Origin of the sequence: Bradyrhizobium sp. BRP20 (genome assembly GCF_020194215.1) — a bacterium.
In the GTDB taxonomy this organism is placed as follows: domain Bacteria; phylum Pseudomonadota; class Alphaproteobacteria; order Rhizobiales; family Xanthobacteraceae; genus Bradyrhizobium; species Bradyrhizobium yuanmingense.
Genome location: NZ_JADYVY010000002.1, coordinates 471,061 through 492,974 on the forward strand (window position 1 = coordinate 471,061; position 21,914 = coordinate 492,974).

The following is a 21,914-nucleotide window of genomic DNA, read 5'->3' on the forward strand; positions in this document are numbered from 1 at the left end:
GGTGTGTCGCAGCCGTTGGCTCGTATTGACGCCGCGCCGCGGACGTTGGCTATAGCGCCACGACCGCCGTCGGGGCCGATTTTAGGGTCTCGGCAAATATGCTAGCCGGCTTTGCGCTGGCCGGCGGCGGACCAATTTTAGCCTGATGAAGCAGCAAGATACGAAACGGTATTCTATTGCCGGTACTGTGCATGGGGTTGTTTTTCCACTTTCGAATCGAGAGGCTACCCCCGCCGCCACGGGGTCACGGTCACCTCATGCGCCGCGTCGAGGAGGTAGGGCGCACCCGGCCTCATCCCGCGCGCAGCCAGCACCTCGTGAGGCGTCCGCTGGGGTACGCCGACGAAGCAGCCTTCACCGCCGGGCAGCCGCACATGCGGAGCCTCCGACAGCCAGAACGTGTCGTAGCGGTCCATGAACAGGTCGAACACGACCGGGCCGCCGATGATGGCGACCATGCCGGATGCGACGTCGGCGAAGGCGCAGGCCTCCTCGAAGCTCGCATGCTCAGGATTCCACAGCGTCGCGTTCGGCATCTCCGGATCGACGGTGAGGTCCCTGGTCTTGCGGGTCAGGATCAGCCGCTTGCGGCTGGCCGAATTCGGCTGCTGCTCGTGCGAGTTGCGGCCGTGCACGATCAGCGCGGCGCGATCGAGCGCCTGCTCGAAGAACCGCTTGTCACCTTCGAATTTCAACGTCTCAGGCATGATGTGCGACGGATCGGCGAGCATGCCGTCCGCGGAGACGATGACGTAGCCTTCGATACGGAAAGACAAGTGCGACGGCTATTCGGAAACGGTGGTCACCACCGAATTGACCGGGCGCTGGCTCACCGTCGGCAGCTTGAGATCCTTGAGCAGCTCCTGGTCGTATTCCGGCAGCGTCGAGGCCGGGAACTTGGCGCGCATCGCTACCACCTTGTAGCCGCCCGCCTTCAGCCGCTTGAGCAGCTCGGGCAGGGCCTCCGCGGTGTGCTTCTGGAAGTCGTGCATCAGGATGATGCCCTTGCCCTTGGTGTCGAGCTTCTTCATCACGGTCTCGACGATCTTCTCGGGCTTGGAAGCCTTGAAGTCGAACGAGTCGATGTCGCAGGAGAAGCTCGCGACATTGCGGTTGCCGAGATAGGTGACCATCTCGGGCGGATGCTGCAGCGCCGGGAAGCGGAAGAACGGCGCGGGCGAGATGCCGCCGAGCGCCCACTTCACCGCCGCAAAGCCCTTCTCGATCTCGTCCTTGCGCTGCGCTTCGTTGAGCTTCTTGTTGTTGAGGTTGGCGTGCGACCAAGTGTGGGCGCCGACGGTGTGGCCGGCTGCGTAGACCTGCTTGAGGACCTCCGGCTCGTAGGTCGCGTGCTTGCCGATGATGAAGAAGATTCCGGTGGTGCATTCGTCCGCGAGCGCCTTCAGCACCGCGGGCGTGTTGCGCGGCCAGGGGCCGTCGTCGAAGGTCAGCACGACCTCCTTGTCGCGCAGGAAGTCGAGCTCCTTGAAATGCTCGAAGCCGAAGCCGGGACCGCCCGTGGTGTCGATCTCGACGGTGCGGGCGACGCCGAGTGCGCCCGGTGTGTTGCAGGCCGCGCGGGCCGGCTGCGGCGGCTGTTTCGGCGGGGGCGGATTGACGAAGCCCGCTGGCGCCGCAGCCGCTGCTGCGGGCGCTGGAGCTGCAGGGGATGTTGCAGCCGCTGGTGTTGCCGCCGGCGCGGCTTGCGGTGCGGCCGCGGGCTTCGCGGCCGGCGTCTGCGACCATGCGGCGCCGGAGAGCGCCACCGACATCGCACCTGCTAAAATCAGTCCTGCCGCCACGCGCATGGTGATGTCCCTCGAGATTGATCCCGTTGTTCCGCCGTGGCTTTTCGCCTGCGGCAAAAAACCGTCCTGCCCAAAACAATCCTAGCCTAGATGGTGGGCCATCGCCATTGCAACGGCTGTTTGATGCCGCGTCGCAATTGTGCCCAGCCGGATGGCGTGCACTTGAGTCGTGCACGTGAGTCAAGTGTCGGCCAGGGCCCTTGCAATGGCGGTCTTGATCCGCGTGTCGGCCGGCTCGACGGCGGATGGAAATACCTCGGCGATATAGCCGTCGCGGCCGATCAGGTATTTGTGGAAGTTCCAGCGCGGAACTTCCTTCGGTCGGGCTTCCGCGGCCCATTTGTAGAAGGGATGCGCCCGCGCACCGACCACCGCAGCCTTGGCCGTAATCGGGAAGGTAACGCCATATTGGTGGTGTGCGGTCTGCGTGATCTCGCTGCTGCCACCGGGCTCCTGGCCGCCGAAATCGTTGGACGGCACGCCGATCACGGTGAGCCCGCGCCCGCGAAACTCGTTCCAGATTTCCTGCAGGCCGGCATATTGCGGCGTGTAGCCACAGAGCGAGGCCGTGTTCACCACCAGCAGCGGTTTGCCGGTGAACGTGGCGAGGCGGATGTCGTCGCCTGACAATGCGGGGAAGGAGAAGGCGTAGGCCGAGATCCGGCTCATGGCGCCATCGGCGAGGGCGCGCGTGACAGGCGCGAACGCGCCCGCAAGCGTGACGCTCAGCACGGTTCTGCGATTCATCATGACGGCGTCCCCCGAGATGATCCGAGGGCAGATTACTCCGCCACTGCGGCCTCGCGCGTCAACACCGCGTTATCGGTCCTGCGAGAGAGCTAGTACAGGCGGACGATGAAGTCGGTACCTTCGCCGGTCTCGCCCTGGTTGATGCCCTGGTCGGAGACGATGATCGAGCCGCCTGACGTCAGCATCTCGTTGATTTTCGCCATGGTCTCAGTGGGGACCGAGATGCGGTTGAGGGCTTCGGCTGGGCTGTCCGGCGTCACCACCGGTTTTGCGGCGACGGGGATCACGGCGGCACCGCGCTGGCGGCGCGCCACGCGGTTGTCGTCCTCGCGCGCCACGGAACGGGCGGACACGGGCAGCGACACCACCGACCAGTGCAGCGTGTTGGCATCGGCCTTGTCGAGCTCGGCGGTGAAGACATGCGTGCCGAGCGGCCGGTCGCTCGCGGCGATCGTGACAGGCACCTCGAACAGCGGCGCAAAATTCTGCCGCACATAGAGCTTGGAATCCTTGCGGCTGATGAAGACGGCAATCTGGCCGGCCCGCTTGGGTGTGTCCGGCTTTGCCGCCGGCGCAGGATCGGTGAGGCGGCCCTCGTCCTTCTTTGCATCGGGTGCGGTGGCGAGCGCCGGCGCATCGGGTGCCTTCGCGGCTTCCGTTTTGACCGGGTCGACCTTGTCGGCAGGCTTGTTCTCGGTCGCCGGCTTGGCGGCGTCTTCGGACGCAGGCTTGGCCGCTTCGGCCGTCTTGACCTCGTTGGCCGTCGCCGCGGCTTCCTCGCGCGCAGCCGCATGGCCGGTGGTCACGTCCGACAACACGGTGTGGCCGACCGAGGTGCGCAGCTCGACCACGCTGTCGGCGCTGGCCGTCTTGGTCTCGACCGGCTTGGCTTCGGTCGTGCCCTTATCGGCCTTGTCAGCGACATTGGTCTGCGGCGCGAGGCTCGCGGCGGGCTGCGGCGGCACGCGCATGGAGGCGAGCACGGGATGGGAGAAGCTTTGCGGCGATACCTGGCCGGGCGCCACGATCACGCGCGCGCCCATCCTGGTCCAGTTCCACATCTTCATCGCGAACGCCATGGGCATGCGGATGCAGCCATGCGAGGCCGGATAGCCCGGCAGCGCGCCAGCATGCATCGCGACGCCGGACCAGGTGATCCGCTGCATGTACGGCATCGGCGCGCCGCTATAGAGGTTGGAACGGTGGAATTTGTGCTTCTGGATGATGCTGAACACGCCCATCGGCGTCGAGTGGCCCTTCATGCCCGTCGACACCGGTGATTCCGCGAACACGCCGGCTTTGTCGTAGACCGTCATCTTCTGCCGGTCGATCGAGACGACAATGACGAGTGGCCCTTGCGGCTTGGTGCCGGCTTCCTTCTCGACAACGACGTCCTTCTTGCTTGCGGCGCCGCGCTTTTGCGGCTTCTGGCGCGGTATTTCGGGAAGCCGGTTCGGCCGGGCGTAGTAGGGCCGGTCGGAATAGTCCGTCCAGTAATAAAATGCTGCGTTTGCTTCGCTGGTTGCGCCGATCGCACCCGCCGCCGTCAACATGGCGACCTGCCACAGCCGTGCCGGCTTGGCAGGCGAACCCCACCCGTTCACGCTGTTCATCCTCGAATCCATTATCCAAATCAGACGTTAGTCTCGCAAAGGGAATACGCGTTCACCAGCAGCGCGGTTCTGCCATCAGCTACTTTTGTCCAAGGCGTAGCAAAAAAGCCTCACGGAGCGGTAAACGGCGGCCGGGTCCGCTCCTCTGCCGCCTTCCTGACCGCCGCTTGCGTTCCTACATTGCGGGGACTTGTTAGCGGAGAACTTCATGTCATCTCGTTTCCCCGGTCTTTCGAGCATCCGTCTGAAAGGCCTCGCTTTATTCCTCCTGGCTCTGACCGCGCCAATGGCGTCGGCATCTGCGGCCGACGAACCTGATCTGATCTTCCGCCGCTCTACCGTGTTCAAATGGATGAGCCCGAACGACAAGCTCGCGACCTATGGTCTCGACGATCCCGAAGTCGAAGGCGTCGCCTGTCATTTCACGGTGCCGGAGAAGGGCGGCTTCAAAGGCTGGCTCGGCCTTGCCGAGGAGGTCTCGGATATCTCGCTGGCCTGCCGCCAGGTCGGTCCGGTCAAGTTCAAGCACAAAATGGAGCAGGGCGACGACATGTTCCGCCAGCGCCGGTCGCTGTTCTTCAAGAAGATGCAGATCGTGCGCGGCTGCGACGCCAAGCGCAACGTGCTGGTCTACATGGTCTATTCAGACAAGCTGATCGAAGGCTCGCCCAAGAACTCGACCTCGACCGTGCCGATCATGCCGTGGGGACCTGCGGACGCAAACGTCCAGAAGTGCGGCGAGTTCTTCACGCAATGAGGCGCTCCGCGTTCACTCCTGCAACGCGCTCGCGTTCACCCGGCGGCGATCGCGCGGCGTCGCAAGGCGCGATCCGGTCAGTCGCACGAACGTCTGCGGCGCCGCCTCGAGGCCGCGGCTCGATTGCAGCGCCATTGCGCCGGTGCTGCCGCGAATGATCGGTTGATCTGCGCGCTCCGTCGGTGGATTTTCATCGCGCGGCGTTGCGCGATTTCCCGCCATCATGGCCATCCCTCACGTGAATGCGCCCGATGATCCGGGCGTCTCGGTTTCGATGGCTTGGGTCGTTGCTGAACCAATTCCGGTTCGACAGGATCCAGCCTTCTTTTGCCGCCCTTTCAGCAGAAAAACGTAAAATGCATGTGAAGCGCGCGCGGCGGCCGCGTGACAACGCTTGGGCGGGGTGCACGTCCGTGCCGGCGCCGGAACTTGGCAGGCGACTTTGGCCTGCCGCCAGACCTATCTGAAATAACTGGCATTTTCCGAGAATTGTTTCGTCGCCGTGGCCGGGACGAAACAATTCTCACGAAGACGAAACCATTTTCAGTTTTTCGCGCATCACGCGCGAAACCGCCCATGGTTATCAGGCTGATAAGGACGACGGCGCACCGCCGGCCACAGAATTGGGACACAGATCATGCGCGCGCTCAGCTTCATCCTTGCTTTCGGTTTCGTGCTCGCCGGCTCCTCGTTGGCGGGTGCGCCCGACGGCAATCTCCCCGGTGTCGGTACCTTCCAGTACAGCGGCTCGCCCGTTGCGGTTCCGGCCGCTCAGCCGATCATGGTCGCCGCGCGCTTCTGACTGCACACAACGAAACAGCCGGCAAAACTATCATGTTGCTTCGTCTCTGCGCCGCAGCGTTCGTGTCCCTTCTGACGATCAACTCCGTTCAGGCGCAGGTCCGCTCACCTTCCAGGCTACCCGATCCGCGTGGCGAATTCGTGCGCCAGTGTGCGCCGCACATGCTCGGGCGCTGGCAGCATCCGGAAGCGGTCTGCGGCTGCCTGCACGATCACGCCGCCGCGGCCGTCGAGGATCGCGATCTGCGCGAAGCGCTGCTGCGCGGCATCAGCGAGACCGGCGTGCCCACCATCGAGACAGATTGGGTACCGGCCTCCAAGCACAGCGAGATCGGCCCGACCTTCACCAAGATCGCCAAACCGACCCTGCAGTGCATGTTCGATCCGGCGAAATAGTCCTGGATCCTTACTTCGTTTTCGGTCCGTGCCGGGGCACGCAGGAACTCGTGCGCGAGACTCCCTTGTCGGTCATCTTCGCGCCGCGCACTTCCCTGAGCTGACCGGCGGGGCAGGTTCCGTCATCCACGAGCACGCGCTGGCCGAGCTTCAGATCGCCGATGTCCTGCTCACGTCCGACTGTGGCAGCGCGTGCCGTCGAGACAAGCGCGATGGAGATCAGCAGCGAGAGGCAGGTCGCGTGGCGCAGCAGCATGATGTGAGGTCCCGGAATCGATGCCGCAATCTAGGGAGCGGCGGGCGATTCTGATAGTGAAGCTTCGTCAGGCCCGGCGGGCCGGTTTTCCTTTTGCGGCCAAGGCTGCGCGCGATTCCCTCGCGAGACGTTCCGCGGACGCCACGAGCTGCGGCACGGGATGTCCGGAAAATCCCAGCACGAAGCCGGGCAGGGGACGCCCGCGCGAATAGGTGTCGGCCAATAGCCAGCCTTCGGCGCCAGCCGCCTGCTTGGCCAGCGCCGCCACCGCCGGATCGACGGCAGGATCGAACCGGGCGACAAGATGCAGGCCTTGTGAGGGCACCGGCACCGAAAGCGCGCCACCGGATGCGACTTCCAGCCTCTCGGCGAGCACGTCGCGCGCCTCGCGATAGAGTTTCCGCACGCGCTTCAGATTCGCGGCGAAGGCGCCGGAATTGAGCATGTCCGCCACCGCGCCCTCCATCAGCGTGCCGGGAAAGCGGTCGAGCGCCGCCCGCGCCGTCGTCACGTCCGCGATCAGGCGTTCGGGCAGCGCGCAATAGCCGATGCGCAGGCCCGGAAACAGCGTCTTGGCAAAGGTGCCGAGGTAGATCACGCGCTGGAGCCGATCGATGCCGGCGAGCGACATCAGCGGCGCGCCGTCATAACGGAACTCGCTGTCGTAATCGTCCTCGAGCACGAATGCGCCGGCCTGTTTGGCCCAGTCCAGAAGCTCGAGCCGTCGCGGCATCGACATCTGCACGCCAAGTGGAAACTGGTGCGACGGCGTGACGTAGGCCGCGCGCGCGGACGGCGCCGCGATGCGGCCTTTGGCGACGCGCATCCCGTGTTCGTCCACCGGGACGGGCACGGCGCGATAACCGCAATGGGCGATGGTTTTTCGCGCGGCGGGATAGCCCGGATCCTCGCACCAGACCTGGTCGCTGGATTTCAGGATCGCGCTCAGCACGATGCGCAGCGCGTGCAGCGTGCCCGAGGTCAGCATGATCTGGTCGGGATCGCAACGCAGCCCCCGCGCCGACAACAGATGGTCGGCGATCGCCACGCGCAGCTCGCGGCTGCCGCGAGGGTCGCCATAATGCAGGTGCTCGGTTCCGAATGCGCGCATGCGGCGGCCGACGAAAGCGCGAAAACGCTGCACGGCGCGTTCGTCGATATGGGTGCAGCCAAGCGCAAACGCGCCTTGCTTTGGCGCTTCGAGAACGACCTTCGGCTTGTTCGGCTCGGCGGCGCGCTGGGGTATACGCGCCGCGACGAACGTTCCGGAGCCGACCGTCGCGTCGGCAAAGCCGTCGGCGATCAGGCGCTCATAGGCGGTGACGACGGCGTTGCGGCGGAAGCCGGTCTGCCTGGCCAGCGTCCGCGATGGCGGCAGCGGCTCGCCCGGCCGGACCAGGCCGGAGACGATCATCTCGCACAGTGCCTGATACAGCCGGTGCGCGGCAGAAGCGCCGGCCGTGACGTGAGGGCCGGTGAGGTCGAGCGGAAGCTCGGGCTTGGTTCGGGACGACGAATTGGTCGGAATTTTTTGCATGGAATTGGAACTATCGCAGACCAAATGCGCCGCTACAACTGCTCCGGATTTCTTCCATCCGAGCAGGAGCGGCTGTGAGCCAGACCGAGACCTCGAATTCCTATCCGACATCGGCACGCAACCAGGTGAAGCGCCGGCACGACCGCGGCTTCTATGATCACGACACGGTTCATCGCATCCTGGATTCTTCGATGCTGTGCCACGTCTCCTACGCAATCGACGGCCAGCCCTATTGCACGCCGACCTTCTTCTGGCGCGAGGGCACCAGGCTGTACTGGCACGGATCGAGCGCCAGCCGCATGCTACGCAACCAGAGCAAGGGCGAGCGCGTCTGCCTGACGGTCGCCCATCTCGACAGCCTCGTGCTGGCACGCTGCGGCTTCAACCATTCCGCCGACTACCGCGCCGTGATGGCGTTCGGCACAGCCTATCTCGTCACCGATCCTGATGAGAAGGAGCGCGCGGTGATCGCCATGGTCGATCGCTTCTTCCCGGATCGCACCGCCGGCCTGCGACAGAGCACCATGCAGGAAATCAAGGCGACGTCCTTCATCGCAATGGAAATCGAGGAAGCCTCGGCCAAGATCCGCGCCAAGGGCGTCGCCGACGATGACGAGGACTATGCGCTGCCGATCTATGCGGAGCGCATTCCGGTCCGCACCGTGCTCGGCGCCCCCGAACCGTGCCCGCGCCTGCTCGATGGTGTCAGCCGGCCTGCGACTCTGAACGGCTATTCCGAAGGCCGGCTGCTCGAAGATGCATTGCGGGATGCATATTTTCTGGAGTACCCGAACGGCTGAAATCGGCTAGTTTGCGCGCTCCCTGGGACCATTGGAATGTCTGGAGTCGCCCGAATGAATGCCGAAACGCAGCAGAGGATTCTTGACGCCGTCGACAGCGGCTTCGAGGCTCAGCTCGCAACCACCCGCGATTTCGTCGCGATCCCTTCGACCCGCGGGGCGGAGGGACCATGCCAGGACATGATCGGCGATCTCCTGCGCGAACGTGGCTACGAGGTCGACGACTGGCATATCGACGTCGAGGATTTGAAGGATCTGCGCGGCTTCGGTCCGATCGAGCACGACTTCTCGAAGGCGCGATCCGTGGTGGGAACTTACCGTCCGAGAACCAATGGCGGCAAGTCGCTGATCCTGCAAGGGCACTGCGATGTGGTGCCGGCCGGTCCGCTGGAATTGTGGGAAACGCCGCCATTCGCGCCGGTCATCAAGGACGGCAAGATGTTCGGCCGCGGTGCCTGCGACATGAAGTCCGGGACGATCGGTGCGCTCTATGCGCTGGACGCGATCAAGGCCGCGGGCTTCAGGCCGACGGCGCGGATCCATTTCCAATCGGTGATCGAGGAGGAGAGCACCGGTGTCGGCGCACTCTCGACGCTGCAACGCGGCTATCGCGCGGACGCCTGCTTCATTCCGGAGCCGACCGGCGGCAAGATGGTGCGCTCCCAGGTCGGCGTGATCTGGTTCCGCCTCCGCGTGAAGGGGCATCCGACCCACGTTGCCTTCGCAGGCTCCGGCGCGAACGCGATCATGGCGGCATATCACCTGATCCAGGCGCTGCAAAAGCTCGAGATCGAATGGAACGAGCGGGCCAAGGCCGACCGTCACTTCAAGACGCTCGACCATCCCGTCAACTTCAACGCCGGCATCATCAAGGGCGGCGACTGGGCGTCGAGCGTGCCGGCCTGGTGCGATGTCGACTGCCGGATTGCGGTGTTGCCGGGCTGGTCGATCGCCGATCACCAGAAGGAGATCATGGCTTGCGTCGCCGCCGCTTCGCGCAACCACCGCTTCCTCGCCAACAATCCGCCGCAGGTCGAATGGTCCGGCTTCCTGTCGGAAGGCTATGAGCTGACCAACGCCGCGGAGCCCGAGGCTGCGTTCGGTAAGGCCTTCAACAGGGTCTATGGCGGTACGCCAGAGGACCTCGTCTTCACGGCGCTGACCGACACGCGCTTCTACGGCCTCAACCACGGCATCCCGAGTCTGTGTTTTGGTGCCAGCGGAGGCGAGATGCACGGCTTCAACGAGTTCGTCGACCTGGAGTCATTGAAGAAGGCGACCAAGGCGATGGCGCTGTTCATCGCGGAATGGTGCGGCGTGGAGAAGGCGTAGCGGTCTCCCCATCGCCACTGCGGTAGGGTGGGCAAAGGCGCACTTGCGCCATGCCCACCACCTTTCTCTCGGATGAACCAAGATGGTGGGCACGCTCCGCTTTGCCCACCCTGTACCCTCGTAGCGGTCGCTGCCCAATCCACCGGCTCCCTCAATCCTTTAAGCTTAAAAGAAAGACTAGGATGCCGCCCTGACCGGTGGCAGACTGGCTTCGGTTCGTCGGACGAGTCCTCGGGAGCAACGATGCGCGATTGGGATGACGCTTACGCCAATTCGGCCCACATCTCGGGCTCGGACAAGATGCCGGCGCTGTGGGCGGAGCGGGCAGCGGCCTACCGCGCCGGGCTGAAGGAATTTCGCCCCGACATCGCCTACGGCGCCGGCGAGCGCCAGAGGCTCGATCTGATCCTGCCTGACGGCGACAGCAAGGGTCTCGTCGTCTTCGTCCATGGCGGCTACTGGATGCGCTTCGACAAATCGACCTGGACCGATCTCGCCGAAGGTGCGCGGCACCATGGCTGGACGGTGGCGCTGCCGAGCTACACACTGGCACCAGCTGCCCGCATCTCCGATATCACTGCGGAGATCACCGCCGCGATCGCCAAAGCGGCATCGCTCGTCTCGGGGCCGATCCGGCTCGCCGGCCATTCCGCCGGCGGCCATCTCGTCACACGCATGCTGTGCGGCGACAGCCGGCTCGAGTCCGCCGTCTACAACCGCATCGCCGGTACGCTCTCGATCAGCGGCCTGCACGACTTGCGTCCGCTCCTGAAGACGGGGATGAACGAGACGCTGCGCATGACGATGGAGGAGGCGACGCTGGAAAGCGCGGCGCTGCATCTGCCACGAGGGCGTTCGCCAGTGACGGCCTGGGTCGGCGGCAGCGAGCGGCCCGAATTCATCCGCCAGTCCGATCTGATGGCGAACATCTGGACCGGCTTCGACGTGCCGACGCACCTCGTCGTCGAGCCCGGCCTCAACCATTTCACGGTGATCGACGGGCTCAAGGATCCGTCGTCACAGATCACCGCGCGCCTGATCGGCCTCGATGAATGAGGCCAGGGACGATCGATCGAGAGGGGCCAGCCATGACGTCCAGCGATTACGATCCCACAAGCGAAGGCGCCGAGACCGATTTCGCCCTGCGCATGTCCTACGGTGATTATCTCGCGCTGGACGCGATCCTCGGTGCGCAGCATCCGCTGTCGGAGGCGCATGACGAGATGCTGTTCATCATCCAGCATCAGACCACGGAACTGTGGATGCGGCTCGCCATCCACGAGCTCGCCGCTGCGCGCCGTGCGATCTCACGGGATGAGGTGCAACCCGCGATGAAGATGCTGGCCCGGATGTCGCGTATCTTCGAGCAGCTCAACGGCGCCTGGGACGTGCTGCGCACGATGACGCCCAGCGAGTATACCCGCTTCCGCTCGCAACTCGGACAATCCTCGGGCTTTCAGTCGCGGCAATACCGGCTGATCGAATTTCTGCTCGGCAACCGCAACCACGCCATGCTGAAGCCGCACGCGCACGATGCGGAGACGATCAAGCTGCTCGAAGCCGAGCTCGCGACGCCGAGCCTCTATGACGAGGTGCTGCGGCTTGCCGACCGCAACGGGCTCAAGATGCCTGCTGCGGTGCTGGCGCGCGACGTTCGCGAAACCCACAGCTTCAACGAAGGCGTGCTGCAGGCCTGGCGTATCGTCTACGAGGCGCCGGAAACCCACTGGATGCTCTACGAACTGGCCGAGAAGCTGGTCGATTTCGAGGATTATTTCCGGCGCTGGCGCTTCAACCACGTCACCACGGTCGAGCGCGTCATCGGCTTTAAGCGTGGCACCGGCGGCACTGGCGGCGTCAGCTATCTCAAGCGCATGCTCGAGGTCGAACTGTTTCCCGAACTCTGGCGCGTGCGTACGATTCTGTAGGGATGTCCATGACCCGGCTTCGCGTCTACGACGATACTAGAGCCTTGTTCCATTTGCCTGACGGCGTGATCTATCTCGACGGCAACTCGCTGGGTGCGCTGCCGCTGGGCGTTGCCGAGCGTGTCAACCGCGTGATCACCAGGGAATGGGGCAACGAGCTGATCCGCGCCTGGAATAGTGCAGGCTGGTATGTGCAGCCGCGCCATGTCGGCGACCGCATCGCGCGGTTGATCGGCGCGGAGGCCGGCTCGGTCATGGTCGGCGACACGCTGTCGCTCAAGGTCTATCAGGCGCTAGCTGCCGCGCTCGACATGAGCGTCTCGCGCAAGGTGATCCTGTCGGATACCGGTAACTTCCCGACTGACCTATACATGGCCGAAGGCCTGATCGCGACGCTCGGACGGGGCCATCAATTGCGCCTGGTAGCACCGGAGGAGATCGAGGACGCATTGTCTGAGGAGATCGCCGTTCTGTACATCACCGAGGTCGACTACCGCACCGGCCGCCGCCACGACATGGCGAAGTTGACAGCGAAAGCGCATGCGCTCGGCATCGTCACGGTCTGGGATCTCGCCCATTCCGCCGGCGCGCTGCCGGTCGATCTCGCCGGGAGCGGCGCCGATTTCGCCGCGGGGTGCACCTACAAATATCTCAACGCCGGCCCCGGCGCGCCGGCCTTCCTCTATGTCGCACCGCGCCATTCCGCCGGCGCGCGCGCCGCGCTGTCGGGGTGGATGGGCCACGCAAAACCGTTTGCTTTCGAGCTTGCCTATGCGTCCGCGGGCGGCGTCGAGCGCATGCGCGTCGGCACCCCGCCGGTGCTCGCCATGGCGGCGTTGGAGGCCTCGCTCGATATCTGGGACAAGGTCGATATCAAGGAGGTTCGTGCGCGTTCGCTGGCGCTGGGCGATCTCCTGATCGGTGAAGTCGAGCGCCGTTGTCCGCAACTCAAGCTCGTGACGCCGCGCGACCATGAGCTGCGCGGCTCGCAAGTCTCCTTCGCCTTCGCCGGCGGCTACGCCGCGATGCAGGCCCTGATCGCCCGCGGTGTCGTCGGCGACTTTCGCGCGCCCGACATCATGCGCTTCGGCCTCACGCCGCTGTACATCGGCGAGAGCGAGATCGTGCGGGCCGCGGAGATCGTCGAAGAGGTGATTTCAGGGGAGGTGTGGCGACGGCCGGAGTATCAGGTGGTGCATGCAGTGACGTGAGGGTGGTCTCGTGCCCCGGACGCAGTGCAGCGCTTCCCGGCTCTGCGCGCCGATGTCAGCATCGCCATTACCTCGGACGTCATTGCTTTGCGGCTTGAAGCAATTCACGTTGAGCCAACAAGAAGTTGGGAGGAGATCCGATGACGCCGCTCGAGAAACTTAAAGCGATGAAGATGCCGTTCGCCGAACTCAAGGGCGTCGAATTTGTCGAGGCGGAGAAGGACCGCGTGGTGGCGCGGATGACGGTCCGGCCCGAACTCTGCACGCTTCACCACACCATCCACGGCGGGGCCGTGATGGCGCTGGCCGATTCCGTCGGCGCGGCAGCGACCGTGATCAATCTGCCCGAGGACGCCAAGGGTACGACCACGCTGGAGAGCAAGACCAATTTCATCGGTGGGGCCAAGGAGGGGGCCACGGTCATCGCCACCGCCACCCCGGTGCACAGGGGTCGGCGGACCCAGGTCTGGACCACCAGATTGGAAACCGAGGACGGCAAATTGGTTGCGGTGGTGACCCAGACCCAGCTGGTCCTGTGAAACTACGGGACTTTGATTTTATTAACGAATTGATCGCTTCGGTGCCCGAAACTTGGGCAGGTCTCCGTCTTGAAAATCATGGTGCGATGCACAATATAGGAGGCCTAGGGATTCGAACGCCTCCTCGAGGGAACACCAAGAGGAGTTCTGACGTGGTACTTGAAGACGCCGTCCGTACCGTTCCCGGCTATGTGCGGACCCTGATCCAGCAGGAAGAATTGCCGCTCCTGCGCGATCACCTGCTGAGGCTTGATGCCGGCAGCCGGCACGACCGTTTCAACGGCTTTCTCGACGACAGCTTCATCGAGCGCTACGCCGCCCGCTGTGCCGAGGACGGCACCGTCATCGTTGCCTATATCGTCGAAGGCGTGGTGCGCGGCGCGGCCGAGCTGCACCCGCCGGAGGACGGTTCCTTGCCGGAGGTCGCCTTCAGCGTGGAAGCCTCCGCGCGCCGCCAGGGCGTCGGCACCGTGCTGTTCCGCCGCCTGATCGCAGAGGCCCGCTGGAAGGGCTACAAGCAGCTGCGCATCACGACGGGCGCGGACAATCATGCGATGCGGGCGCTCGCCAGGAAGTTCGGGGCCCATCTGGCTTTCCGCCATGGTGAATCGACCGGCACGATCGACCTCGCCAAGACGCCCGAGGCCGAGCTTGCCGATCTCGCGGCCTCGCCGTTCACGGCCGGGCGCGCGCTTCTCAGCTTCAACAGCACGTGCTGGAAGCTGATCTCGAGCATGTACGGCAATCGAGCCGCATAACCGGGAAATTGCGGACAGGAATCAAAAAGCGGACCGGCCAGGCCGGTCCGCTTTCGTGTTCGGTGCGATGAAAGGAATGCTCAGCTGCGCGTGCCGGCGCCGAAGCGGCGGACGACGCGGCGTTCGACCACGACGGAGCGCTGCGCGCCCTGTTCGCCGGCGATCACGCGGGTGGCGGTGATGCGGCTGTTGGAGCGGGCCTGCTTCTTCACCTCGGCCTGGACGACGTCGAGCGGCATCCCCATCAAGGCTGCGGCGATCTCGGCCTGCTGCGCCTGGTCGTCTGTGATGCCGACAGCGGCGAAGATCGCCTCGTCCAGGGTCGGGGGATCGTGGCGGACGCGCCGCGTGCCATATTTGGTATTCCAGTCTGCGCTCATAACGGCCTCATCTTGATGCCGGGATACCTAGTGCCGCCAATGTTGCATTGCAATATGAAATCGGTGCGGCATCTCAGCTATGCACCGGTCTGGTGTCACAGCGGTGACGCAGCACCTGCGCCGACCTCCACCCGTTGCTGAGGCCAACGGTTCAGGGCGGCGTGTCCAGCTTCGGTGAGCCGGTAGATTCCCCGCTCCGTGCGTTCGAACCAGCCATACACATTGTTAAGCAAGATCTTGCCGGCATCGGGGCAGCGTTCGCGCAGCTCGCGCACCGGCTTCGGCCCTTCGGCAAGAGCCGACGCGCAGGCCAGCGCCTGCTGGCGATAGGCCGTCATGATCGGTGCGCGGGTGCTGCCGCCGAGCACGGGGTCGCCCTGGCGGCGCTGATGCTCGGCGACGAGACGCGAGCGCACCTTCGGCTCGCGGCGCGGCGCCGCGGTCGGCGGCTTCACCAGCACTTCGACCTGGCCGCGATCGGTCACGCCGAGCATGCCGAAGCCGAGGCGGCGGCAGAGATTGCGATAGCGCGCGTCGCTCTCGCGTCCCTTGCCGCGCGCGGACATCTTCGCTGCGATCCAGACCTCGTCACCGGCCGGCGCGCGATCGACCGCCTGCAGGATCAGCTCGAGATTAAAGGCAAGCTTGAGCTCGCCGATCACCACCACGGGCGGATCGCCCGCGCTAAGGCCGACGAGATCGCAACCACCGATCTCGCCCTTGACCGTGAAGCCGAGCTCTTCGAGGAAGCGTTTGACGGGCAGGTAAAGCGCGGTTTCCAAGGGACGTCCGATCGGAGAATCAGTTGCAGCCAGTCTAGAGCGTTCTCGGCCCCGATTGAATCGGAGCCGGTGCCTCTAACGTTTTGATCGGAACGCGACTACACCCGGCCACCGACCGGGATCAGGGCGCCCGTGACGCCGCTCGCGGCATCGTTGGCGAGGAACAGGATGACTTCGGCGAGCTCCTGCGGCGTCACCCATTTGGAAAAGTCGGCTTTCGGCATGTCGGCGCGGTTGGCCGCGGTGTCGATGATCGAGGGCAGCACCGCGTTGACGGTAACCTCGCCCTTCCATTCGTTTGCGAGGGCCTCGGTCAGGCGATGCACGCCGGCTTTCGACGCGGCATAGGGGCCCATCCCGTTGCCGGCCTGCAGTGCGCCCATGGCGCCGATATTGACGATGCGGCCGGCCGTGGACTTGGCAAGGTGCGGCAACGCCGCACGCGAGGCGTTGAGCGCGGTCAGCACGTCCAGCGCATGCATGCGCTGCCACGTCGCGATATCGCCGTCGCCGACGGTCTCGAAGGCAAAGCCGCCGGCGATGTTGATCAATGCGTCGAGCCGGCCGAAATGCTTTGCCGCCGCATCGACGGCCGTTCTCGCCTGCGCTGGGTCGGACAGGTCAACGCCCCCGATGTCGATGTGGTCAGCGCTTGCGGCGGTTTGCGAAGGTGCGTGATCGATGCCGGCCACGCGCGCGCCGCGTACCAGCGCCGTTTCTGCGACCACCTTGCCGAGCGCGCCGCGTGCGCCCGTCACGATCAAGATCTTGCCTTGCATGATCGTTCTCCCGGCACAGCCGCCCTATGCTTGCAGATAGCGCGCCTTCAGCGCGTCTCGCTCTGCCGTGCCGAGCTTGAGCCCGTCGCGCAAATAGGTTTCGAGATCGCCATATTCGCTGCCGACCGCTTCGAAAGCGGCCGCAAGGTACGAGGCCTCGACGCTGCCGATCGCGTCGAGGACGTCGGCGGGCAGATCGAAGACGTTCGACGGGTCGCGCTTGTAGTGCCGGTTGGTCAAGAGATAATCCTCGGCGATGACCTCGTCCGCCACGCCGAGCGCATGCAGGATCAGCGCGCTGGCGAAGCCGGTGCGGTCCTTGCCGGCGGTGCAGTGAATCACGAGCGGCGCGCGATCTTCCAGCAAATGACCGAACAGCGCGCGGAAGCTGTGCGTGTTGTGGCGCACATAATTGCGATAGGACTCGCGCATGAGCTCGAGCGCCACGGCCGCGGTCAGCGTGCCCTTCGCGAGCTCGGCGCGCAGCCCGGCCACGACGGTCGGCTCGATCGGCAGCGAATGCACCGTGATCTCGTCCACGACGCAGATGCCGGCCGCGCGCTCCTCCAGGCCACGGAAATCGAACGCGCTGCGCACGCCCAGCGCGCGGACGACCTCGATGTCGGCAGCGGTGAGCTGGCCGAGATGGTTGGAGCGGAAGATGTGCCGCCAGCGTGTGGTGCGGCCATCAATGGTCGGGTAGCCGCCGAGGTCGCGGAAATTGCTCGCACCCTGAAGGGCGAGATGGCGGGCGGGGGAGTCCTTCAGGGAGGAGTCTTGCATGGGATCAGCTTGGGTTATGGTTCCACCGGATGCACGTTTGGCGTCCTTGCGGTCTATTACAGGGGGCGATCATGGGCCGGCACAAGGCCATTGTTTTGACGGTCAGCATGCTGGCGGGCGCAATGGTCGGTGCGCGGCAGGCCGATGCGCAGACCTTCCAAACCTACCGCTGCGCCGATGGTACGCAGTTCATCCTGGGCTTTTATGACCACGACAAGCGGGCCTTCGTCCAGATCGATGGCCAGCCGGTTACGCTCGCCAAGCGGCTGGCGGTTTCGGGGATGCGCTATTCGGGGGCGGGAGTCACGCTGAGGATTCCCAAAACCGGGCCCGCTACGGTCAAACACCTGAAGCGGCCGGTTACGGCCTGCGCGGTGGTCGACAAGCCCGGGATCTAGGCGCGGGCGCGCCTGGAATTAAAAAGGGCCGAAACGCCGTTGTTTCGACCCTTTTTCAAACTGCCGCCGGCCGCTTGCGAAAGCCCGGCGCTGTCAGACCAGCAGCTGGCATCAGCGTTCCCATTTGGGCTTGGCTTCGTCGACCGCATCCTGGTGATACCAGCTGTCGCTGCAGATCGAGACGTTCGCGGGCAGCGAAGCCTGATCGGCGGGAAGGCGGGTCTCGCCATAGCGGCGTCCGGCGAGGGCCGCACGGCCGCCGACGGGGAATTGGTAGATCTTTGCAGATCCGTGACTCAGACCATTGTTCATCATTGCGATTCTCCTTGGTCGAAGCGCCTTGGCCTCCATGGTGCGCCCGACTCGTTCGATTGTGGTTACTGGAATCCCCATATCGGCCGCTCATCCCCGATTGGAAAGTGCTGAAAAGGAAATCAGTTTCCGCTCAATTTGTAGGCAGGCAGCCTTCTGCATCCTCCAAGGCACGCTACCGCTGACCAACGCGTGGGCCATTCCGAAGGTTGCTGAGGAGGGGTGGGGGAGTTTGCGAAAGTTACCGGACGTTGATGCGCGTTTCATCGGCAATGCGCGGTCGGCGTCCGCTGCTTCTAAATCGGGCGTTTTCCGCCGGATTTTTGCAGCGCAGCTTCGGGCCAAGGTGCGCGGCTATGACGCACGGTGCCGTGGAGGGCCCGTCTGTGGCGAAGAGGAGCCGGAAGCGGTGGAAAACCGCCCGTACTGCGGCCTTTTGGCACGCGAAATGCTTGGGAAAGGCTGGCCGATGATGGCCGGGTACAAACGTGCGGGGGCCCTCCCGGGCCCCCAACCTTTCGCATCATCTACAGAGAGGCTCAATGACCAAGTACAAGCTCGAGTACATCTGGCTCGACGGATATACGCCGACTCCGAACTTGCGCGGCAAAACTCAGATCAAGGAATTCGCGTCGTTCCCGACGCTCGAGCAGCTTCCGCTCTGGGGCTTCGACGGCTCCTCCACCCAGCAGGCCGAAGGCCACAGCTCCGATTGCGTGCTGAAGCCGGTCGCGGTGTTTCCGGACGGTGCGCGCACCAACGGCGTGCTGGTGATGTGCGAAGTCATGATGCCCGATGGCAAGACCCCGCATCCGTCCAACAAGCGCGCCACCATCCTGGACGATTCCGGCGCCTGGTTCGGCTTCGAGCAGGAATACTTCTTCTACAAGGACGGCCGTCCGCTCGGCTTCCCGACCGCCGGCTATCCGGCGCCGCAAGGCCCGTACTACACCGGCGTCGGCTACTCGAACGTCGGCGACGTCGCCCGCAAGATCGTCGAAGAGCATCTCGACCTGTGCTTGGCTGCCGGCATCAACCATGAAGGCATCAACGCGGAAGTCGCCAAGGGTCAGTGGGAATTCCAGATCTTCGGCAAGGGCTCCAAGACCGCTGCCGACCAGATGTGGATGGCCCGCTACCTGATGCTGCGCCTCACCGAGAAGTACGGCATCGACATCGAATTCCACTGCAAGCCGCTCGGCGACACCGACTGGAACGGCTCGGGCATGCACGCCAACTTCTCGACCGCCTATATGCGTGAAGTCGGCGGCAAGGAGTATTTCGAGGCGCTGATGGCCGCCTTCGAGAAGAACCTGATGGACCACATCGCCGTCTACGGCCCGGACAACGACAAGCGTCTGACCGGCAAGCACGAGACCGCGCCGTGGAACAAGTTCAGCTACGGCGTTGCCGACCGCGGCGCTTCGATCCGCGTTCCGCACTCCTTCGTCAACAACGGCTACAAGGGCTATCTGGAAGACCGCCGTCCGAACTCGCAAGGCGACCCCTACCAGATCGCTTCGCAGATCCTGAAGACGATCTCGTCCGTGCCGACCGACAAGAAGGCCGCGGCCTAAGATCCTCCCGGCCCGGGCTGGGGGCTGGCCCGGGTTGGCTTGCAATCCGCCGGAGCGAAGGCTCCGGCGGATTTTTTGCATTTTGATGATCCCAAGACACCCGGCGCTGCGCCGCGAAACTTGTCCATCGCCGCCGAAAGCGGGATAGAGTGCATCTGGATGCGCGCAGGGCCGGGGACACGGCTGGTGATTGAAGGCTTCTACAAAGTGAGATTTCAGCTCGGCGATACCGTCGGCCGAAGCGTGATGCATGCCGGCGAAGGCAAGATGCTCGGCGGCAATTCGGCCTTCGCCCATATCGGCAGCTACGAGAAGACGGGCAGCGGCGTCGACATCGTGATCAAGACCGTCCGCCATAATCCCGATCCGAGCTACCGCGCCATGGCCGGCACCGACGATGCAACCCTGATCGCGAAGGGCTGGGCCGACGGCGATCTCTATCGCTTCAAAGGCGAGCTCAAGGAGCTGCCGGGCGTTCCGTTTCAGTCGCTGATGACGCCGATCACGGACGAGGAGGTGCCGATCGCCGGCGGCGTCGGCGAAGCCGGCATCAGCGACGGTCTCTACTCCATCCATTTGCGCATGCTCGACGGCCTCGACGGCGGACTCACCGGCGTGATGCTGCTGAACCAGGGCCGCATCCTCGGCGGCGATGCGGCTTTCTATTATCTCGGCAGCTACACCGCCGCGAAGGGCCGCTGGAAGGGCCAGATCCTCAACCAGGAGCACACGCCGGCCAAGGACGATCCGATCTTCGGCGGCCACGAGGTCGGCATCGGCTTCTCCGGCAGCTATGACGCGGAGCAGGCGGTGCTGGAGGCAACCGCGCTGGCCGGCAAGCGGAGCTTGCGCCTGACCGCAGCGCTCAAGCTGATGCATCCCGCCTGAGCCACCCATCGCAGACGCGAACCGACTTGAGCCTTGAATTTGCCGGGCCACAGACGCAACGTGACGATCATGCGGACTTTCCTCCTTGCCATGCTCTTTGCGCTCGCCGTGCCCCTGACGGCGCAGGCGCAATCGGCCGACCTCGTGTTGTGTGACCGTCTCGCCGCCGATCCCAGCGATCCCGACAAGCCGGCTGACGTGAAGGGCGTAACCGACATCGCGGCGTCCGACGTCGCGACAGCGATCAAATTCTGCAAGCAGGCGGCAAATTCCTCGCGGCGTGCGATGTTCGCACTCGGCCGCGCCTATGCGGCCAACCGGCAGACCGCAGAGGCGATCGCGGTCTGGCGCAAGGCGGCCGACAAGGGATCCAGTGCGGCCATGGTCGAGCTCGGTGTTACCTACGCCACCGGCTCGGGCGTCGCCAAGGACGAGGCGCAGGCGCGTAAGCTTTTCGAGAAGGCGGCGCAGGCCGGCAACCCGCGCGGCGTCAGCAATCTCGCAGCGCTCGGTGGCGCAGGTGGCGCCGCGCCGGCCGATCCCGCCCAAGCCCGTGCGCTGCTCGGCAAGGCCGCCGAGACCAATGCGGAAGCGCAGTACCAGCTTGGCCTGATGTTGTCTGAAGGCGATGGCGGCGCAAAGGACGATGTCGCGGCGCGCGCGCTGTTCGAGAAGGCGGCGGCGCAAAACCATCCCGGCGCGCTGGAGCGGATGGGCGCCTTCGCGCAGGAGGGGCGCGGCGGTGCGAAGGACAAGGACGCCGCAAAGGCCTATTACGAGCGCGCCGCCGCGCTCGGTGACGAGGATGCCAAGAAGGCGCTGGAGCGCATTCGCTGTCCCTATGCGATCAAGGACAAGCAGGGCAGGCTGGTCACCACGCTGTGCTTCTAAAGCGCGATGCGATCAGGATGAATCGTCATCGCGCTTTAGCCTATTGTTTGAGCATGATCTTTTCGGAAAACCGCTTCACACTTTTCCGGATCATGCTCTAGTTCACTTCATGTAGTAGGCGAGATCGTTGCGGGCATCGCGGTAGGTGGTCTCGAGATAATGCGGATATTTCCGCGCGGCCTGTTTCACCGCGCGCGCCACGCAATTCTCGAAATCGCCGTTCCAGTCGAAGTGCTTGTTGTAGGCGTCTTCGAATTTGACCGCCGTGATGATGGCTTGCCGGATCGCCTGATCGTCGGCGCGCGGATGAGCGCGCTTCACATAGCCGAACATCGGCCCTTCATGGGCGGGGCGCGTTCATGGCGGTACTGGATGATGAATTCCTCCGGCGAGAAGGTGCGATTGACCCGCACCTCTTCGGCGGTGGGGCGGCCCGCGATGGCCTCCAGGCGGTAGCGTTGGCGCCAGAGCGCGTAGGCGGCATCGAGCAGCGGCTGCTTCGCGGCGCCGGCGATGATCGCGCTGAGCTCGTCCTCGGCTGATTGCGTGTCCATGCGCGATTGGTCGTGCGTCCGTGGGAGCAGGTTCGAGCCTGGCGCCGATCGGCCGAGGAGCTTTTTTCGGAGGCCGGCAAATAA

General features: G+C 64.6%; 28 protein-coding genes. 14 read left to right on the forward strand and 14 right to left on the reverse strand.

Annotation, left to right across the window (positions count from 1 at the left end):
* Window positions 1-224: 224 nt before the first annotated feature.
* The 4 genes from I6F33_RS06865 to I6F33_RS06880 all read right to left on the reverse strand — a co-directional run bounded on the left by I6F33_RS06865 (window position 225) and on the right by I6F33_RS06880 (window position 4,171).
* Window positions 225-776 carry a dihydrofolate reductase gene (locus I6F33_RS06865; protein ID WP_225141666.1) on the reverse strand — a complete coding sequence of 184 codons (552 nt, stop codon included), beginning with the start codon at window positions 774-776 and terminating at the stop codon, window positions 225-227.
* A 9-nt stretch (window positions 777-785) separates the two neighbouring features.
* Window positions 786-1,808: a polysaccharide deacetylase family protein gene (locus I6F33_RS06870; RefSeq protein WP_036000479.1), complete on the reverse strand. Its 1,023-nt coding sequence runs from the start codon at window positions 1,806-1,808 to the stop codon at window positions 786-788.
* 180 nt (window positions 1,809-1,988) lie between these two features.
* Complete coding sequence (locus tag I6F33_RS06875) at window positions 1,989-2,558, reverse strand: glutathione peroxidase (RefSeq protein ID WP_036022762.1); 570 nt, start codon at window positions 2,556-2,558, stop codon at window positions 1,989-1,991.
* 89 nt (window positions 2,559-2,647) lie between these two features.
* A complete protein-coding gene (locus tag I6F33_RS06880; RefSeq protein WP_074447896.1) occupies window positions 2,648-4,171 on the reverse strand; it encodes a L,D-transpeptidase in 1,524 nt (507 codons plus the stop codon).
* Window positions 4,172-4,379: 208 nt separating this feature from the next.
* Here I6F33_RS06880 and I6F33_RS06885 point away from each other — a divergent pair, with 208 nt between their 5' ends.
* Complete coding sequence (locus I6F33_RS06885; protein ID WP_036000425.1) at window positions 4,380-4,928, forward strand: CreA family protein; 549 nt, start codon at window positions 4,380-4,382, stop codon at window positions 4,926-4,928.
* Between the two features lie 12 nt (window positions 4,929-4,940).
* Here I6F33_RS06885 and I6F33_RS06890 read toward each other — a convergent pair whose 3' ends face one another.
* On the reverse strand, window positions 4,941-5,153 hold the full coding sequence (locus tag I6F33_RS06890) for a hypothetical protein (protein WP_036000463.1): 213 nt from the start codon (window positions 5,151-5,153) through the stop codon (window positions 4,941-4,943).
* Window positions 5,154-5,565: 412 nt separating this feature from the next.
* On the opposite strand from I6F33_RS06890, the gene I6F33_RS06895 reads away from it, so the two are divergent.
* A complete protein-coding gene (locus I6F33_RS06895; protein ID WP_167361658.1) occupies window positions 5,566-5,730 on the forward strand; it encodes a hypothetical protein in 165 nt (54 codons plus the stop codon).
* 32 nt (window positions 5,731-5,762) lie between these two features.
* A complete protein-coding gene (locus I6F33_RS06900) occupies window positions 5,763-6,125 on the forward strand; it encodes a hypothetical protein (RefSeq protein WP_036022768.1) in 363 nt (120 codons plus the stop codon).
* A gap of 10 nt (window positions 6,126-6,135) precedes the next feature.
* Here I6F33_RS06900 and I6F33_RS06905 read toward each other — a convergent pair whose 3' ends face one another.
* Together I6F33_RS06905 and I6F33_RS06910 are read right to left on the reverse strand one after the other, a co-directional pair.
* Window positions 6,136-6,381 (reverse strand): DUF6719 family protein, encoded by a 246-nt coding sequence (locus I6F33_RS06905; protein WP_036022769.1) that lies wholly within the window; start codon window positions 6,379-6,381, stop codon window positions 6,136-6,138.
* A 67-nt stretch (window positions 6,382-6,448) separates the two neighbouring features.
* Window positions 6,449-7,918 carry a PLP-dependent aminotransferase family protein gene (locus I6F33_RS06910; protein WP_036022770.1) on the reverse strand — a complete coding sequence of 490 codons (1,470 nt, stop codon included), beginning with the start codon at window positions 7,916-7,918 and terminating at the stop codon, window positions 6,449-6,451.
* Between the two features lie 74 nt (window positions 7,919-7,992).
* Here I6F33_RS06910 and I6F33_RS06915 point away from each other — a divergent pair, with 74 nt between their 5' ends.
* From I6F33_RS06915 to I6F33_RS06945, 7 genes are all read left to right on the forward strand, one after another.
* A complete protein-coding gene (locus I6F33_RS06915) occupies window positions 7,993-8,718 on the forward strand; it encodes a pyridoxamine 5'-phosphate oxidase family protein (RefSeq protein ID WP_225141668.1) in 726 nt (241 codons plus the stop codon).
* A 54-nt stretch (window positions 8,719-8,772) separates the two neighbouring features.
* Window positions 8,773-10,050: an ArgE/DapE family deacylase gene (locus I6F33_RS06920; RefSeq protein WP_036000410.1), complete on the forward strand. Its 1,278-nt coding sequence runs from the start codon at window positions 8,773-8,775 to the stop codon at window positions 10,048-10,050.
* Window positions 10,051-10,293: 243 nt separating this feature from the next.
* Window positions 10,294-11,106: an alpha/beta hydrolase gene (locus tag I6F33_RS06925; RefSeq protein ID WP_225141670.1), complete on the forward strand. Its 813-nt coding sequence runs from the start codon at window positions 10,294-10,296 to the stop codon at window positions 11,104-11,106.
* A gap of 32 nt (window positions 11,107-11,138) precedes the next feature.
* Window positions 11,139-11,978, forward strand: coding sequence for a tryptophan 2,3-dioxygenase (gene kynA, locus I6F33_RS06930; protein ID WP_225141672.1), 840 nt, complete (start codon window positions 11,139-11,141; stop codon window positions 11,976-11,978).
* Window positions 11,979-11,986: 8 nt separating this feature from the next.
* Window positions 11,987-13,189, forward strand: coding sequence for a kynureninase (gene kynU, locus I6F33_RS06935; RefSeq protein WP_225141674.1), 1,203 nt, complete (start codon window positions 11,987-11,989; stop codon window positions 13,187-13,189).
* 140 nt (window positions 13,190-13,329) lie between these two features.
* Window positions 13,330-13,728, forward strand: coding sequence for a PaaI family thioesterase (locus tag I6F33_RS06940; RefSeq protein ID WP_036000401.1), 399 nt, complete (start codon window positions 13,330-13,332; stop codon window positions 13,726-13,728).
* 152 nt (window positions 13,729-13,880) lie between these two features.
* Window positions 13,881-14,486 carry a GNAT family N-acetyltransferase gene (locus I6F33_RS06945; protein WP_109143965.1) on the forward strand — a complete coding sequence of 202 codons (606 nt, stop codon included), beginning with the start codon at window positions 13,881-13,883 and terminating at the stop codon, window positions 14,484-14,486.
* 80 nt (window positions 14,487-14,566) lie between these two features.
* On the opposite strand, the gene I6F33_RS06950 is transcribed toward I6F33_RS06945, so the two are convergent.
* The 4 genes from I6F33_RS06950 to I6F33_RS06965 form a co-directional block, all read right to left on the reverse strand.
* Complete coding sequence (locus I6F33_RS06950; protein WP_036000395.1) at window positions 14,567-14,866, reverse strand: hypothetical protein; 300 nt, start codon at window positions 14,864-14,866, stop codon at window positions 14,567-14,569.
* 95 nt (window positions 14,867-14,961) lie between these two features.
* Complete coding sequence (locus tag I6F33_RS06955; protein WP_225141676.1) at window positions 14,962-15,648, reverse strand: DUF2161 domain-containing phosphodiesterase; 687 nt, start codon at window positions 15,646-15,648, stop codon at window positions 14,962-14,964.
* A 98-nt stretch (window positions 15,649-15,746) separates the two neighbouring features.
* Complete coding sequence (locus I6F33_RS06960) at window positions 15,747-16,427, reverse strand: SDR family oxidoreductase (protein WP_225141678.1); 681 nt, start codon at window positions 16,425-16,427, stop codon at window positions 15,747-15,749.
* Between the two features lie 24 nt (window positions 16,428-16,451).
* Window positions 16,452-17,195 carry a tyrosine-protein phosphatase gene (locus I6F33_RS06965; RefSeq protein WP_036022792.1) on the reverse strand — a complete coding sequence of 248 codons (744 nt, stop codon included), beginning with the start codon at window positions 17,193-17,195 and terminating at the stop codon, window positions 16,452-16,454.
* Window positions 17,196-17,281: 86 nt separating this feature from the next.
* Between I6F33_RS06965 and I6F33_RS06970 the strand changes: the two genes are divergently transcribed.
* A complete protein-coding gene (locus I6F33_RS06970; protein WP_225141680.1) occupies window positions 17,282-17,608 on the forward strand; it encodes an MliC family protein in 327 nt (108 codons plus the stop codon).
* 111 nt (window positions 17,609-17,719) lie between these two features.
* Here I6F33_RS06970 and I6F33_RS06975 read toward each other — a convergent pair whose 3' ends face one another.
* Window positions 17,720-17,923 carry a DUF2735 domain-containing protein gene (locus I6F33_RS06975; protein WP_036022780.1) on the reverse strand — a complete coding sequence of 68 codons (204 nt, stop codon included), beginning with the start codon at window positions 17,921-17,923 and terminating at the stop codon, window positions 17,720-17,722.
* 539 nt (window positions 17,924-18,462) lie between these two features.
* On the opposite strand from I6F33_RS06975, the gene I6F33_RS06980 reads away from it, so the two are divergent.
* From I6F33_RS06980 to I6F33_RS06990, 3 genes are all read left to right on the forward strand, one after another.
* On the forward strand, window positions 18,463-19,497 hold the full coding sequence (locus I6F33_RS06980) for a glutamine synthetase beta-grasp domain-containing protein (protein WP_036000382.1): 1,035 nt from the start codon (window positions 18,463-18,465) through the stop codon (window positions 19,495-19,497).
* Window positions 19,498-19,683: 186 nt separating this feature from the next.
* Window positions 19,684-20,385, forward strand: coding sequence for a GrlR family regulatory protein (locus I6F33_RS06985; RefSeq protein ID WP_225142039.1), 702 nt, complete (start codon window positions 19,684-19,686; stop codon window positions 20,383-20,385).
* 69 nt (window positions 20,386-20,454) lie between these two features.
* Window positions 20,455-21,276 carry a tetratricopeptide repeat protein gene (locus tag I6F33_RS06990; RefSeq protein ID WP_225141682.1) on the forward strand — a complete coding sequence of 274 codons (822 nt, stop codon included), beginning with the start codon at window positions 20,455-20,457 and terminating at the stop codon, window positions 21,274-21,276.
* A 102-nt stretch (window positions 21,277-21,378) separates the two neighbouring features.
* Here the strand turns inward: I6F33_RS06990 and I6F33_RS06995 are convergent, their stop codons facing one another.
* Window positions 21,379-21,609: a hypothetical protein gene (locus I6F33_RS06995; protein ID WP_225141684.1), complete on the reverse strand. Its 231-nt coding sequence runs from the start codon at window positions 21,607-21,609 to the stop codon at window positions 21,379-21,381.
* Window positions 21,594-21,830 (reverse strand): hypothetical protein, encoded by a 237-nt coding sequence (locus I6F33_RS07000; RefSeq protein WP_225141686.1) that lies wholly within the window; start codon window positions 21,828-21,830, stop codon window positions 21,594-21,596. Before I6F33_RS07000 ends, I6F33_RS06995 begins: the two co-directional genes overlap by 16 nt.
* Between the last annotated feature and the right edge of the window lie 84 nt (window positions 21,831-21,914).